The 15,683-nt window shown below is 50.6% G+C and carries 13 protein-coding genes; 5 read left to right on the top strand and 8 right to left on the bottom strand.

Annotated elements, in window-relative coordinates; translation table 11 throughout:
• The first annotated feature begins 32 nt into the window (after positions 1-32).
• Complete coding sequence (yeiG, locus tag ACJHX7_RS08280; RefSeq protein ID WP_094029714.1) at positions 33-869, top strand: S-formylglutathione hydrolase; 837 nt, start codon at positions 33-35, stop codon at positions 867-869.
• Between the two features lie 31 nt (positions 870-900).
• Here the strand turns inward: yeiG and cirA are convergent, their stop codons facing one another.
• The 3 genes from cirA to yieE all read right to left on the bottom strand — a co-directional run bounded on the left by cirA (position 901) and on the right by yieE (position 5,739).
• Complete coding sequence (gene cirA / locus ACJHX7_RS08275) at positions 901-2,892, bottom strand: catecholate siderophore receptor CirA (protein ID WP_094029713.1); 1,992 nt, start codon at positions 2,890-2,892, stop codon at positions 901-903.
• A 291-nt stretch (positions 2,893-3,183) separates the two neighbouring features.
• Positions 3,184-4,653 carry a lysine-specific permease gene (gene lysP / locus ACJHX7_RS08270; protein WP_000534384.1) on the bottom strand — a complete coding sequence of 490 codons (1,470 nt, stop codon included), beginning with the start codon at positions 4,651-4,653 and terminating at the stop codon, positions 3,184-3,186.
• 204 nt (positions 4,654-4,857) lie between these two features.
• Positions 4,858-5,739: a DNA-binding transcriptional regulator YeiE gene (gene yieE, locus ACJHX7_RS08265; protein ID WP_000548294.1), complete on the bottom strand. Its 882-nt coding sequence runs from the start codon at positions 5,737-5,739 to the stop codon at positions 4,858-4,860.
• Between the two features lie 98 nt (positions 5,740-5,837).
• Between yieE and ACJHX7_RS08260 the strand changes: the two genes are divergently transcribed.
• The 3 genes from ACJHX7_RS08260 to ACJHX7_RS08250 all read left to right on the top strand — a co-directional run bounded on the left by ACJHX7_RS08260 (position 5,838) and on the right by ACJHX7_RS08250 (position 8,909).
• Positions 5,838-6,887: a YeiH family protein gene (locus ACJHX7_RS08260; RefSeq protein WP_000182053.1), complete on the top strand. Its 1,050-nt coding sequence runs from the start codon at positions 5,838-5,840 to the stop codon at positions 6,885-6,887.
• 73 nt (positions 6,888-6,960) lie between these two features.
• Complete coding sequence (gene nfo / locus ACJHX7_RS08255) at positions 6,961-7,818, top strand: deoxyribonuclease IV (RefSeq protein ID WP_000873886.1); 858 nt, start codon at positions 6,961-6,963, stop codon at positions 7,816-7,818.
• Positions 7,819-7,820: 2 nt separating this feature from the next.
• The gene (locus tag ACJHX7_RS08250) at positions 7,821-8,909 is read left to right on the top strand and encodes a sugar kinase (protein WP_001064989.1); all 1,089 of its coding nucleotides are present in this window, start codon (positions 7,821-7,823) and stop codon (positions 8,907-8,909) included.
• Positions 8,910-8,964: 55 nt separating this feature from the next.
• On the opposite strand, the gene ACJHX7_RS08245 is transcribed toward ACJHX7_RS08250, so the two are convergent.
• On the bottom strand, positions 8,965-10,215 hold the full coding sequence (locus ACJHX7_RS08245; protein ID WP_000382942.1) for a NupC/NupG family nucleoside CNT transporter: 1,251 nt from the start codon (positions 10,213-10,215) through the stop codon (positions 8,965-8,967).
• A 99-nt stretch (positions 10,216-10,314) separates the two neighbouring features.
• Positions 10,315-11,256, bottom strand: coding sequence for a ribosylpyrimidine nucleosidase (rihB, locus tag ACJHX7_RS08240; protein ID WP_094029712.1), 942 nt, complete (start codon positions 11,254-11,256; stop codon positions 10,315-10,317).
• Positions 11,257-11,385: 129 nt separating this feature from the next.
• Between rihB and ACJHX7_RS08235 the strand changes: the two genes are divergently transcribed.
• Positions 11,386-12,084, top strand: coding sequence for a transcriptional regulator YeiL (locus ACJHX7_RS08235; RefSeq protein WP_000658603.1), 699 nt, complete (start codon positions 11,386-11,388; stop codon positions 12,082-12,084).
• 67 nt (positions 12,085-12,151) lie between these two features.
• Here ACJHX7_RS08235 and ACJHX7_RS08230 read toward each other — a convergent pair whose 3' ends face one another.
• The 3 genes from ACJHX7_RS08230 to ACJHX7_RS08220 form a co-directional block, all read right to left on the bottom strand.
• Positions 12,152-13,402 carry a NupC/NupG family nucleoside CNT transporter gene (locus ACJHX7_RS08230; protein ID WP_000353878.1) on the bottom strand — a complete coding sequence of 417 codons (1,251 nt, stop codon included), beginning with the start codon at positions 13,400-13,402 and terminating at the stop codon, positions 12,152-12,154.
• 93 nt (positions 13,403-13,495) lie between these two features.
• Positions 13,496-14,434 carry a pseudouridine-5'-phosphate glycosidase gene (gene psuG / locus ACJHX7_RS08225; protein ID WP_094029710.1) on the bottom strand — a complete coding sequence of 313 codons (939 nt, stop codon included), beginning with the start codon at positions 14,432-14,434 and terminating at the stop codon, positions 13,496-13,498.
• Positions 14,422-15,363 (bottom strand): pseudouridine kinase, encoded by a 942-nt coding sequence (locus ACJHX7_RS08220; RefSeq protein WP_001208157.1) that lies wholly within the window; start codon positions 15,361-15,363, stop codon positions 14,422-14,424. The genes psuG and ACJHX7_RS08220 overlap by 13 nt, the downstream gene beginning before the upstream one ends.
• Positions 15,364-15,683 lie beyond the last annotated feature (320 nt).

Here is a 15,683-nt window from a genome sequence, read left to right as displayed (position 1 = left end):
GAAATTGCAAACAACACAACAAGGAGCCACGCATGGAAATGCTCGAAGAGCACCGCTGTTTTGAAGGCTGGCAGCAACGCTGGCGACACGACTCCAGCACCTTAAACTGCCCGATGACGTTCAGTATCTTTCTCCCACCACCTCGTGATCACACCCCGCCACCAGTGCTGTACTGGCTTTCCGGATTAACCTGCAATGACGAGAACTTCACCACCAAGGCGGGTGCCCAGCGCGTGGCGGCGGAACTGGGGATTGTACTGGTGATGCCAGACACCAGCCCGCGCGGCGAACAGGTTGCCAACGACGATGGCTACGATTTAGGTCAGGGCGCGGGGTTTTATCTCAACGCCACACAAAAACCGTGGGCGACGCATTACAGGATGTACGATTATCTGCGCGATGAATTACCGGCACTGATTCAGTCGCAATTTAATGTCAGCGACCGCTGCGCTATTAGCGGTCATTCAATGGGTGGTCATGGCGCATTGATTATGGCGCTGAAAAACCCGGGCAAATACACCAGCGTTTCCGCCTTTGCGCCGATTGTGAATCCGTGCAGCGTCCCGTGGGGAATAAAAGCGTTTAGCACTTATCTGGGTGAGGATAAAAATGACTGGATGGAATGGGACAGTTGCGCGCTGATGTATGCGAGTAATGCGCAGGATGCGATCCCGACACTGATTGATCAGGGCGATAATGATCAGTTTCTTGCCGACCAGCTACAACCCGCAGTGCTGGCAGAAGCCGCGCGCCAGAAAGCGTGGCCGATGACGCTGCGTATTCAGCCGGGATATGATCACAGTTACTACTTCATCGCCTCTTTTATAGAGGATCACCTGCGCTTCCATGCGCAGTATTTACTGAAGTGAAAGTCCGCCCGGTTCGCCGGGCATCTTCTCATCAGAAGCGATAATCCACTGCCATAAAGTAACGACGTCCGTCTTCGTTATAGCTGTAGTCGTCACGACTGAGATCCTTGTCGCCAAGGTTCAGCACGCCTGCGCGCAGTTTGACGTCTTTAGTCACCTGCCAGGCCGCACCGGTATTCCAGATGGTATAACCGCCCGGTGTTTTAGCCGTCGCGCTGTCGGCGCGTTTCTGCCCGGTATAGTGACCAGAAACATAGAATGACCAGTCTTCCAGCGCCAGCGGTTTCCAGTCCAGCGTACCGTTAGCAGTATGGAACGGCAGATCGGATAGCGGTTTGTTTTCGCCGTTGCTGACATCACGACCATCGTTGTAGGTGTAGTTGAGTGACAGTTTCCATTCATCGTTGAACGGAATTTTCAGCTCGGTTTCCACGCCCTGAATACGTGCTTTGTTAACGTTGTAGTAGCTGAATACCGGTATGCGCCGTCCGTTAGCGCCCGTCTCAAAACCGACAAAGTTTTGGTAGCCCGGTGCAGCATTGACGTCAGACGTACGGCTGATGCTGATGCGATCTTTCACATCGTTACGGAAAACGGTCACGCTGGACTCCACCCCTTCCAGCCAGCCGTCTTCACCCATGTAGTAAAGCCCCAGCTCCCAACTTTCGCTGGTTTCTGGTTTCAGATCCGGGCTACCCACAATCTTACATGCGCCACGGCAGGAATTGCTCGTCCAGTCAGGGCTAAGTTGCAACAGAGAAGGCGCTTTAAAAGCCGTCGCCCAGCCCCCTTTCACCGTTACGGTGTCGGTGGCGTTATAAACCAGGTAGGCACGCGGACTCCAGTGTTCACCGTAGGTTTCATGATCGTCCATACGTACGCCGGTCGTCAGCGCCAGCGGCTCGAAGATCCGCCATTCATCTTCCACAAACAGCGCGTACTGGCTGGCAGACGTTTTGGAACTGGTTCCCCCGGTCAGGTTCACCGCATCGCTAAGTTTGTCGTGACGCCATTCACCGCCAACCGTGAGAAACTGATTAATCGCCGTCAGCGGCAACGTGTATTTGCCGTCGACCGTATTGCTTTCGGAAGTTATCGGGCTGCTGTTGCCAGGGTTTTTGTTCTCGACTTTCTCACCGTAGTATTTCAGTTCGCTGGTGCCGTAATCCCAACGCCCATTATGGCTGACGGAGTAGTTCTGGCGTTCCAGGCGGTTTTTGTCCAGCGAGTCGGAATCACGATCCTGACGGTCGAAACCGTATCCGGCAGTAAAATCGTGATTTTGATTCGGTGTCCAGGCAAATTCGACATTGCCGTCGCGGCTGGAGAATCCTTCAATACGCGGCGTTTCTCCGGTATCGGTGGTCGTTGAGTTTTGCGGGTCATCCTTTTCACGTTTTGCCAGGCTGCCGTAAGCTTTCATTCCCAGCACGCCGTCAATTAATGGTCCGCTGGTAAAGAACTGACCGTTATAGGTATCACCGCGATCGCGATGTTCCTGAATGGTGGTATCGACGGTAACGGTACCCGACCATTTCTGACCGATTTTTTTGGTGATGATATTCACTACACCGCCGAGCGCATCGGAACCGTACAGCGACGACATCGGGCCACGGACCACTTCAATACGTTCGATGGAATCGACCGGGATCCAGTTCAGATCGAAATCATTGTGGCGGAAGACGGCATTGCGGGAGTTAACGCGTTTACCGTCGACAAGAATCAGGGTGTAGCTGCTGTCCAGACCACGAATACTAACGCCCTTACGGTTATCCCCTTCGTTCGTCAGTTGTACGCCAGGCACTTCTTTGAGGACATCCTTCAGATTCTGTACCGGTTTTCGCTGCAGGTCTTCCTGGGTAATGACGCTGATACTGGCGGGTGCATCTTTAAGGTTTTGCTCAACGGAAGATGCAGTGACAACCATCGTTTCGCCATCATCATCGACCGCTAACACAGGCCATGCGCAAGAAATAGCGGACAAACACAGCCCGACCCGTACGAAAGGGTTCAACCTAAACATTCCATATCTCCATGAGGTAACTACGAAAATAAAATGGGTATCGCTCACATCTTCTTTACGTCCCCTTGCGTACGGCAGCATCGCGGTGGACTTATTTGTATGCAGGTGATCATCCCAGAAAGCCGGAACAGCCTCTGATTTGTCAGCCTTTTTTGATTGCGGCGTAACGATAATGCAAACGATAACAATTATCAATCCAAATGTTAAATTTTATATCCGCATGATTTGTCAGGGAAATGGAATTGAAAAAGCCCTCTCGGTTGAGAGGGCTTAGCAAGGAAGGGAGGAAACTTATTTCTTATCGTTCTGCGGGAACTTCATTTCGCTGTAACGTACGAAGTGAGTTCCTTTAATCAGCTTGTATCCGAACCAGATAATCAGGAACAGCGGGATACCAATATATGTTGCCGCTACGCCGCCCCAGTCAATGGTGTCTTTCAGGAACGCTTCGTAGTTCTGGCCCAGTGTGATAATCAGACACAGAATGAATGCGAAGATCGGCCCCAGTGGGAAGAAGCCTGAACGGTATGGCAGATCGTTAATGTCGTGTCCCTGCAATACGTAACCGCGACGGAAGCGATAGTGGCTAATGGCAATCCCCAGCCAGGCGATAAAACCGGTCATCCCGGAGGTGTTCAGCAGCCACAGGTATACCGTCTGGTTGCCAAACATGGAGGTCAGGAAGCACAGACCGGCAATCACCGTCGTCGCATACAGCGCATTACGCGGCACGCCACCACGCGACAGTTTAGCGAAAATGCGCGGCGCTTTACCGTCACACGCCAGGGTGTACAGCATACGAGTAGACGCATACATACCGGAGTTACCCGCTGACAGCACCGCCGTCAGAATAACTGCGTTCATCACCGCCGCCGCAGAGAGCAGACCCGCGTGCTGGAACACCAGGGTGAACGGACTAACGCTAATGTCTTTAACATCGTTACGCAGCAGGCTCGGATCGGTGTACGGAATAATCAGGCTGATAATCAGGATCGCGAACACATAGAACAACAGGATTCGCCAGAACACCTGACGTACCGCGCGTGGAATGTTTTTCGCCGGATCTTCGGACTCGCCTGCAGCAATACCGATCAGTTCGGTTCCCTGGAAAGAGAAGCCGACAATCATAGCTACGCCGATCATCGCCGCAAAACCACCAGCAAACGGCGCTTCGCCGATTGTCCAGTTGCTCCAGCCTGCAGGCTGCGCGCCTTTGAAGATACCGATAATCATCAGCACGCCAACGATGATAAAGACAATAACTGTCGTGACTTTGATCAGTGAGAACCAGTATTCCGCTTCACCAAAGCCGCGAACAGAGATGTAGTTCAACAGGAAGATAACGCCGAGGAACAGCGCACTCCAGATCCAGCCCGGTGTATCCGGGAACCACCAGCTCATGACTAGCTGAGCTGCAACCAGGTCAACGGCGATAGTCACCGCCCAGTTGTACCAGTAGTTCCAGCCCAGCGCGAAGCCAAAGCCTTCTTCAACATAGTTCTGACCGTAAGTGGCAAACGAACCGGAAACCGGCATATATGCAGCCAGTTCACCGAGACTGGTCATCAGGAAGTAAACCATCAGGCCAATCAGCATATACGAGAGCAATGCCCCGCCCGGACCTGCCTGAGAAATCGTTGCGCCAGAGGCAACAAAAAGACCTGTACCGATGGAACCGCCAATGGCAATCATCGTCAGGTGACGCGCCTTTAATTCACGGCGTAAGCCCGGCGCTTCTGTAGTTTTAGTTTCGGAACCCATACAAAAATGCTATCCATCTTAAAAATGAGGCGCGATTGTAGCAGACGATTGGCAATCCTTCCGGCAGAAATACACGGTTATAAGACACCTTCATGATCGCCCAGGGATTATAAGTAAAGCAGCCAATCTCTTTTCTGGCGAATGCATGCTGAGGGCGCTGCGTCACGAAATCGACACAGCACCAGCATGTTCTTGTACAGCAACTTAACGCGGTACATTCGCGGGATCGCAATAGTCCAGGAAGCGCCGTAGCGCGTTGGAAAGGTGTTTTTGCCGATGATGTATACGCCACAACGTACGCATCAGGCGCGGAAGAGGGACCGCAACTTCACTTAATGTGCCTGCCTGCAATTGATCTTCAATCACCCGTCGCGACAGGCAACTAATACCCAACCCATGACGCACCGCATGTTTGATTGCCTCGGAGTTACCTAATTCCATCGCCATCTCAAACTTCGGTAAATGTGACAGCAACAGATAATCGACAATCTCCCGCGTGCCGGAGCCGCGTTCACGCAGGATCCACGGCGCAGCGGCCAGCTGTTCTAAGGTGACCGGACCACGAGCCAACGGCGAAGTCGGCGCGGCGAAAACCACCAGCTCGTCTTCCAGCCACGGTTCAGAAATGATTTCAGTGCTGTGGCACGGTCCTTCAATAAAGCCAATATCAACGCGGAAATCCAGCACCGCTTGCATCACGTCCTGGCTATTCCCAACGCTAAGTTCAATCGGCAACTGCGGATAATCATGGCGATAACGGGCGATAACTGCAGGCAGAATATAGTTACCGATGGTACTACTGGCATAGATACGAATCGCGCCGTTGTCTTCGCGAAACAGTTGTTCGATTTCAACCGCCTGTTCAAGCAGTGCCAACGCTCGCGGATAGAGCAGCCGCCCGTGTTCATTAACTACCAGTCTTTTCCCCACGCGATCAAACAGTTGAACGCCAAGCTGCCCTTCCAGGTCGGTCAAGGCTGCGCTCACTGCTGATTGCGACAACGCCAGCATCACCGACGCCTGGGTGGTTGATCCACTTTTCAATACTTCTGCAAAAACTTCCAACTGCCGGAGGGTGATGTGCATAGTCGCTTACCACTTATAAAGATTAATTATAAATATATAATCAATTTTATTTTTAAACCAGTTAGTCGTAACCTTATGCCCGGTTAAAGGAGAGGGTTATGACGAATATCACCTTACAGAAACAACATCGTACACTGTGGCATTTTATTCCGGGGTTAGCCCTGAGTGCAGTTATCACCGGGGTCGCCCTGTGGGGTGGTTCCATTCCCGCGGTTGCGGGTGCCGGGTTTAGTGCCCTCACCCTCGCAATTTTGTTGGGGATGGTTTTAGGCAACACCATCTATCCGCACATCTGGAAAAGCTGTGACGGTGGCGTGCTGTTTGCCAAGCAATATTTATTACGTCTGGGTATCATTCTTTATGGCTTCCGTCTGACGTTCTCGCAAATTGCCGATGTCGGTATCAGTGGGATCATCATTGACGTGTTGACGCTGTCCAGTACCTTCCTGCTGGCTTGCTTCCTGGGGCAGAAAGTGTTTGGTCTGGATAAGCACACCAGCTGGTTGATCGGTGCCGGTAGCAGTATCTGTGGTGCTGCCGCGGTACTGGCGACTGAGCCGGTAGTGAAAGCAGAAGCCAGTAAAGTAACCGTGGCTGTTGCAACCGTTGTTATCTTCGGGACCGTCGCGATTTTCCTCTACCCGGCGATATATCCGCTGATGTCTCAATGGTTTAGTCCGGAAACTTTCGGTATCTACATTGGTTCTACTGTGCACGAAGTGGCGCAGGTGGTGGCGGCAGGTCATGCCATCAGCCCGGATGCAGAAAACGCAGCAGTTATTTCCAAAATGCTGCGCGTGATGATGCTGGCTCCGTTCCTCATCCTGCTGGCGGCGCGTGTTAAACAGCTGTCTGGGGCGAACAGCGGCGAGAAAAGCAAAATCACTATTCCGTGGTTTGCCATCTTGTTCATCGTAGTTGCCATCTTTAACTCGTTCCACCTGTTACCGCAGAGCGTAGTGAATATGCTGGTAACGCTGGATACCTTCCTGCTGGCAATGGCGATGGCGGCGCTGGGTCTGACCACTCACGTCAGCGCGCTGAAAAAAGCCGGGGCGAAACCTCTGCTGATGGCTCTGGTACTGTTTGCCTGGCTGATTGTTGGTGGTGGTGCGATTAACTATGTGATTCAAAGCGTCATCGCATAAACCACTACATCTTGCTCCTGTTAACCCGCTATCATTACCGTTTTCCTCCAGCGGGTTTAACAGGAGTCCTCGCATGAAATACATTGGAGCGCACGTTAGTGCTGCTGGCGGTCTGGCAAATGCCGCAATTCGCGCCGCCGAAATCGACGCAACCGCGTTTGCCTTGTTCACCAAAAACCAACGTCAGTGGCGTGCCGCACCGCTCACGACGCAAACCATCGATGAATTCAAAGCCGCCTGTGAAAAATATCACTACACATCGGCGCAAATTCTTCCCCACGACAGTTATCTGATTAACCTCGGACATCCGGTCACTGAAGCTCTGGAAAAATCGCGCGATGCCTTTATAGATGAAATGCAGCGTTGCGAACAGCTGGGGCTTTCTTTGCTCAACTTCCACCCTGGCAGCCATCTGATGCAGATTTCAGAAGAGGATTGCCTTGCGCGTATTGCCGAATCCATCAACATTGCGCTGGATAAAACTCATGGTGTGACAGCGGTGATTGAAAACACCGCCGGTCAGGGCAGTAACTTAGGGTTTAAATTCGAACATCTCGCGGCGATTATCGACGGCGTGGAAGATAAATCCCGCGTCGGCGTCTGCATTGATACCTGCCATGCTTTCGCTGCCGGGTATGATTTGCGTACTTCTGCCGAATGCGAGAAAACGTTCGCGGATTTTGCCCGTATTGTCGGCTTTAAGTATCTGCGCGGGATGCACCTTAACGATGCGAAAAGCACCTTTGGCAGCCGCGTTGACCGCCATCATAGCCTCGGTGAAGGCAATATCGGTCATGATGCGTTCCGCTGGATCATGCAGGACGACCGTTTCGACGGAATTCCGCTGATCCTTGAAACCATCAACCCGGATATCTGGGCAGAAGAGATCGCCTGGCTGAAAGCGCAACAAACTGAAAAAGCGGTAGCCTGAAGATGAATAACCGGGAGAAGGAGATCCTTGCAATATTAAGGCGTAACCCGCTGATTCAGCAGAACGAAATTGCGGATATGCTGCAAATCAGCCGTTCGCGTGTTGCAGCGCATATTATGGATTTAATGCGCAAAGGACGGATTAAAGGCAAAGGTTACATTCTCACCGAGCAGGAATACTGCGTAGTGGTGGGGACAATCAATATGGATATTCGCGGGATGGCGGATATCCGTTACCCGCAAGCGGCTTCTCATCCCGGTACCATTCATTGCTCGGCAGGCGGCGTTGGACGCAATATCGCCCACAATCTGGCGCTGTTAGGCCGCGACGTTCATTTGCTTTCAGTGATTGGCGATGACTTTTATGGCGAAATGCTCCTGGAAGAAACGCGCCGCGCCGGCGTGAATGTCTCCGGCTGCGTTCGTTTACATGGTCAAAGCACATCGACGTATCTGGCAATTGCCAATCGAGACGATCAAACCGTGCTGGCGATTAACGATACCCATCTGCTGGATCAGTTGACACCGCAACTACTGAACGGGTCGCGCGATTTACTTCGTCATGCGGGCGTGGTACTGGCAGATTGTAACCTGACAGCCGAGGCGCTGGAATGGGTCTTTACCCTCGCTGATGAAATCCCGGTGTTTGTCGATACCGTTTCAGAATTCAAAGCGGGCAAAATCAAACACTGGCTGGCGCATATTCACACCCTGAAACCCACTTTACCGGAGCTGGAAATTTTATGGGGACAGGCGATCACCAGCGATGCTGACCGTAATGCCGCAGTGAATGCATTACATCAGCAAGGTGTTCAGCAACTGTTTGTTTATTTGCCCGATGAGTCAGTTTATTGCAGCGAAAAGGATGGAGAACAATTTTTGCTGACCGCACCAGCGCATACGACAGTAGACAGTTTTGGTGCTGACGATGGTTTTATGGCGGGTCTGGTATATAGCTTTCTGGAGGGAAACAATTTCCGTGACAGCGCCCGTTTTGCGATGGCCTGCGCAGCAATTTCACGCGCCAGCGGCAGCTTAAACAACCCTACCCTGTCTGCCGATAACGCGCTTTCATTAGTGCCGATGGTGTAACAATGTTGCCGGATTCGACGCTTGACCGCGTCTTATCCGGCTCATAACTCGCGCACTACGCTAAACCAATAAAGAACCCGGCAATGGTGGCACTCATCAGGTTAGAAAGTGTCGCCGCCGCCAGCGCGCGTAAACCAAGCTGGGCGATTTCCGGCGCACGGTGTGGCGCAACCGCAGAAAACGCCCCCACCACCACCCCGATAGAACCAAAGTTAGCGAAACCGCACAACGCGAAGGAAATAATCGCCACGGTTTTAGCATCCAGAGTGCCAGCTGTTTGCAGATAAGGTGAGAAATTGAGGTAAGCGACAAATTCATTTATTGCCAGTTTCTGTCCAATCAAACTCCCGGCAAGATTCGCATCACTCCAGTCAACACCCATTACCCACGCCAGTGGGGCCAGCAGGTAACCTAAAATGGACTCCAGCGAGGCATGTTCAAAACCAAACCAGCCGCCAACGCCGCCGATAATACCGTTAATCAACGCAATTATTGCAACAAATGCCATCACCACTGTCGCCACACCTGCGGCGATTTTCAGCCCGGTCATTGCCCCTGTCGCAGCGGCTTCAATAATGCTTTTTGGCGGTGTTTCGGTGAAAGAGAGGTTATTAAAGGAAACCTGCGAAGATTCCGTGGCCGGACTTAACAGGCGAGCAAATAAGATCCCGCCAGGGATCGCCATTAACGATGCCGCCAGCAAATATTCCACAGGTACGCCCAGTGCGGCGTAACCAATCATTGTCGAACCAGCAATCGAGGCCATGCCACTACAAATCGCTGTAAATAATTCATTGCGATTCAGCCGATCGATAAAGGGTTTGACGATTGCCGGAATTTCGTTTTGCCCGAGGAAAATGGTAGTGACCGCGACGAATGACTCGATCTTGCTGATATTTAATGCTTTCTGGAAGATACCGCCGAGAATGCGAATTAAGATCCCCATCACACCGATGTAGTAGAGAATACTCACCAGCGCGGTGACGAAGATAATTGCCGGTAATACTCTGAAACCAAAGATAAATCCTGCACCATCAAATAAGGTGTCCATTTTCGGTCCGACCAGAGAACCGAAGATAAATGCGCTACCTGCATCGCTGTACGCCATCACTTTATGCACGCCAAAAGCGACTTTTTCTGCGACCCAACGCCCTGGCGGTAACCAAAGCATAATGCCGCCAATCACGACCTGTAACACTAACGCCGCGCCAACGGTACGCAGGCTGATCTTCTTCTTGTTTACTGACAGCAAAAACGCAATTGCCAGCAGTACCACCATTCCCAGAACACTTCTCATGACATCCATAGTTATTATCTCTTCATGTCATTTTGGGCGACGGCTTTCTGCCCATCAGAAATCGCCGGGCCTGCATCTTGCGATACTGTCCCGGCTTGTTATCAACACTTAATGGGTTTTGATGTAGCCGCGCACGCACTCTTCGACTAATCCCCAGAACCAGTCAGTATCAATAGTGATGCCGACTTTGGTATTGGCGGGCTTGCCAAGAACGCCCAGCTCGTCGCAGACGGTACGCCCATAGCAAGGGCCACTGTTGACGTCCACTTCGACGTACATCTCCTGGGTTTTAATGCCATCGGGGTTAATCAGATAACCGATACAGGTGGCGTCATGTACCGGGCCGCCAGCCAGACCGTAGTTTTCGAACTGCGTTTTCAGAGTGAAGTTCATGATGTCGCTGAACAGCTCTCCGGCGGGGCCGCCTGCCCTTTCCATCCGAGCAATCACGTCCGGGGTGCAAACGGTCTGGTTGGTGAGATCGAGGCCCATCATCACTAATGGAACGCCGGAGGTGAACACCACTCGCGCCGCTTCCGGGTCCGCAAAGATGTTGAACTCGGCAGATGGCGTGAAGTTGCCTGTACCGTAAGCGCCGCCCATTAGCACAATTTCACGGATTTTCGGCAGGATCGCGGGCTGCATACGCATTGCCACCGCGATATTTGAAAGCGGACCAACCGGCACCAGAGTGATATCGCCATCGCTTGCCATCAGGGTATCGATGATATATTTCACCGCATGAGTGCTTTCTGCCTGGCGGGTCAGCAGCCCGAACACCGGGCCATCCAGTCCGGTTTCACCGTGAATATTATCGGCAACGATTTGTTGCCGCATAATGGGTTGTGGCATCCCCGCATAAACCGGAACATTAATCTCCAGTTTCTGGCAAACATTCAGGCCATTAATTAATGTTTTATCAAGCGTCTGATTACCCGCTACAATGGTGATACCTAATAAATCAATCGCCGGATGTTTCGCTGCCATCATCATTGCAATAGCATCATCATGACCCGGATCACAATCCAGAATAATTTTTCTCTTTTCCATTGTTTATTTCCTCTGTTTCCAGTTGCGTTATTTTTTCTACAGCAAAGAAAATTCGACCGGGCCGATGATTGAATCTTAACAACAGCGTACGTATGCTAAATATGAGAAATCTCATAGCGGATAAACATTGTGAAAGAAATCCACAATAATGATCTTAAGCAGCAATTGATGAGTGAATCCGCGTTTAAGGATTGCTTTTCAACGGATGTTTCAGCCGATACTCGGCTGTTTCATTTTTTAGCGCGTGACTACATAGTGCAGGAAGGGCAACAGCCGTCCTGGCTGTTTTACCTGACGCGAGGCCGCGCCAGGCTTTACGCCACGCTAGCTAATGGTCGCGTGTCGCTGATCGATTTCTTTGCCGCCCCCTGTTTTATTGGTGAGATTGAGTTAATCGATAAAGACCATGAACCGCGTGCGGTGCAGGCTATTGAAGAGTGTTGGTGCCTTGCGCTCTCTATGAAACATTACCGCCCGCTGTTATTAAACGACACGCTATTTTTACGAAAACTCTGCGTTACTTTAAGCCATAAAAATTATCGAAATATTGTTTCTTTAACTCAGAATCAATCATTTCCGTTAGTGAATCGCCTGGCAGCATTTATATTACTCTCACAAGAAGGTGATCTTTATCACGAAAAGCATACGCAAGCGGCAGAGTATTTAGGCGTTTCTTATCGACATCTTTTATATGTTCTCGCGCAATTCATTCACGACGGTTTATTAATTAAAAGCAAGAAAGGATATCTAATTAAAAACAGAAAGCAGTTGTCAGGACTGGCGCTGGAGATGGACCCGGAGAATAAATTCTCCGGGATGATGCAGTAAAAAATAATCTGCAATAGCGCGATTGCCGGATGCAACGCTTAATTAGGCGTACATCCGGCAATGAAACTCAAGCTAAACCAATAAAGAACCCGGCAATGGTCGCGCTCATCAGGTTGGAAAGCGTTGCTGCTGCCAGCGCCCGTAAACCAAGCTGAGCGATTTCCGGTGCGCGTTTTGGCGAAATAGCCGAAAATGCCCCAACGACAACACCGATAGAACCAAAGTTAGCAAAACCACAAAGCGCAAAGGAGATAATCGCAATGGTTTTCACTTCCAGCGTGCCGCCCGTTTGCAGGTATGGGGAGAAACTCAGGTAAGCGACGAATTCGTTAATCGCCAGTTTCTGCCCAATCAGGCTACCCGCAAGGTTGGCATCACTCCAGTCCACACCCATGATCCACGCCAGCGGTGCCAGCACATAGCCAAAAATACTTTCCAGAGAAGCATTGGCGAAGCCAAACCAGCCGCCAATTCCGCCGATAATGCCGTTGATCAGCGCAATAATTGCCACAAATGCCATTACCACCGTCGCCACACCAGCGGCGATTTTCAGCCCGGTCATCGCACCGCTCGCCGCTGCTTCGATAAAGCTTTTTGGCGGCGTTTCGCTGAACGACAGATTTTCAAATGTCACCTGCGAAGGCTCGGTTGCCGGGCTAAGAATACGTGCAAACAAAATACCACCAGGGATCGCCATCAGCGATGCCGCTAACAGGTAGTCAATTGGTACGCCCATTCCGGCATAACCAATCATCATCGAACCCGCAATGGACGCCATCCCGCTACAAATTGCGGTAAACAACTCGTTGCGATTCATGCGATCGATAAACGGTTTAACGATCGCCGGGATCTCATTTTGCCCGAGGAAAATAGTGGTAACCGCAACAAAAGATTCGATTTTGCTGATGTTGAGGGCTTTCTGAAAAATACTGCCAAGAATACGAATCAGCAGCCCCATCACGCCAATGTAGTACAGCAGACTGATGAGCGCAGTGACGAAGATAATCGCCGGGAGTACGCGAAAGGCGAAGATAAAGCCTGCGCCATCAAACAGGACATCCATTTTCGGCCCGACCAATGAACCAAAAATAAAGGCACTGCCGGCGTCACTGTAAGACATCACTTTATGTACGCCTAATGCCGCCTGCTCTACCGCCCATTTTCCTGGTGGAAAATAGAGCATGATTCCGCCAATGGCGATTTGTAGCAGCAATGCAGCTCCAACCGTGCGCAAACTGATGCTCTTTTTATTCACTGACAACAAAAATGCTATTGCCAGTAACACCACCATCCCCACAACACTTCTCATTATATCCATAATGATTTTCCCTTCATGCCAGTAAACCCGGCGCTAGCGCCAGGTTTTGGTATGTATGATCAGTACGGGCGACGGCTTTCTGCCCGTCAGAAATTAACCCGCGAGACGCTGGTATTCTTTGGCAATTTCGCTCGCCAGAATGGCGTTATTGAACACCAGTTGGATGTTGGATTTCAGGCTGTCACCACCGGTCAGTTCAGCAACACGCGCCAGTAGGAACGGTGTACTTTCTTTACCAATAACGCCCTGCTCTTCGGCTTCGGCGACGGCTTGATCTATGGCTGCATTGATAGATTCCTCCGGCATCGCAAACTGTTCTGGGATCGGATTTGCCACCACCAGGCCACCGTTCAGACCGCTTTGCCATTTCACTGCCATTGCACGAGCGATTTCCGTGGCACTATCAAGGCGAATGCTGACGTCAAACGGGCTGGTACGGCAGAAAAACGCAGGCAGCGCTTTTGTCTGATAGCCAATTAACGGCACACCGAAGGTTTCTAAATATTCTGTTGTTAATCCTAAATCGAGAATAGATTTTGCACCGGCACAAACAACGGTGACATTAGTATTTGCCAGTTCTTGCAAATCGGCAGAAATATCGAAGGTATGTTCCGCCCCGCGATGCACACCACCAATTCCCCCGGTGGCAAATACTTTAATTCCGGCAAGCGCCGCAATAATCATCGTTGAAGCCACAGTGGTTGCGCCATTTTTTCCGGCGGCAACGACAAAAGGTAAATCGCGACGACTAACTTTGGTCACGTTATGCCCTTCGCGACCCAGCAATTCAATTTCTTCTTTGCTTAAACCCACTTTCATCACGCCGCCAATAATGGCGATAGTGGCAGGTACAGCGCCCTGTTTACGAATAGTTTCTTCAACTTCAATTGCGGTCTGGGCATTTTGTGGGAACGGCATCCCGTGAGAAATAATGGTCGATTCCAGCGCCACAACCGGTTTTTTGTTTTTTAAAGCGTCCTGCACTTCCGGGGAAATTTGTAATAATTCAGGGGAAATTTTTAATTCAGACATTCTGCGTTCTCCACTAACGATATAACGTTGGCAATCGATAAATCGGGGTTATTGGTGTATTCACAGGAGAGCGCCATTGACGAACATCCCTGTGCGAAACGAACAGATTCGGCAAACGGCATTCCGTCTACCCAACACGAAGCAAGTCCCGCCATCATGGCATCGCCCGCTCCGGTAACATTAATGACATTGGTTTTGATCGGCGCAGACCAACCACTTTCACCGCTGATATCACTGTAATAAACGCCGTCGCCGCCCATGCTCAATACCAGTCGGTTCAGGCCATGTTGATGGAACCAGGCGGCAACCTTTGCCACATCTTCACGCCCTGACAGCGCAATCCCACTCAGGGTTTCCGCTTCAAGGCGGTTTGGCTTGAGAGTGTGGATTTGATTTAGACGGTCGCGCACTTTGACACATTTCCACGCGGAAACAGGATCGACAAATACGGGTACGTTGGCGGCATTATCCAGAATCCATGCCAGTGCCTCTTCACTGATATTACAGTCCGCGACAATGACCTTTGCCCTCTGAATAAATTCACGGTGCTGTGCGAGATATTCAGCTGTAATAGCGTTGCTAATATTCATGTCATTTATAGCAACCAGCATTTCACCGGTATTATCGAGTAATGATAAATAGCTCGACGTATTTTCTCCCGGCACAATCAGGCATTTATCGACATAAACGCCAGATTGATTGGTTTGCGTTAGCAGCGATTGGCCATAAAAATCACTGCCTACGGCGCTCAGTAGCCAGGCTCTATTACCCAGCAACGCCAGGTTTTGTGCAATATTGCGCCCTACCCCACCAGGCGTAAATTTTATTTTACCTGGATTTGAATCCGCATAATTTAATGATTCATGTGAATATCCGGCGACATCAATATTCGCCGAGCCTATAATTACGACATAATCCTTTTCGCGCATAGCACGTCCTCTGGTAAAAAATTACCAACCCTGTCAATCCACAAGAATATAGATACTGCAAAGACGGTTTAAACATGTGTTCATATTTAAACATGTGCTCATAGTATGCATGTTTTACGTAAAGTAAATGGCCGCCAGAGAGGCAAAATGGGCAGATTTGAGCAGGCTCACAAAATGCGATTAAATGCCTGAATTACAAAAACGGGGAATTTGTGACGGGATGCACAGAACAGGAACACTAAAAAAGGGCAGAAATTAATCTGCCCTTGAGGAAATAACCTTAGTGTTTGATGAAAGTTTCAGGTTTCTACTAAAAGATA

It is taken from the genome of Escherichia sp. WS1451 (assembly GCF_046487365.1).
Classification (GTDB): Bacteria; Pseudomonadota; Gammaproteobacteria; order Enterobacterales; family Enterobacteriaceae; genus Escherichia; species Escherichia coli.
This window is presented reverse-complemented; position numbering and strand designations above follow the sequence as displayed.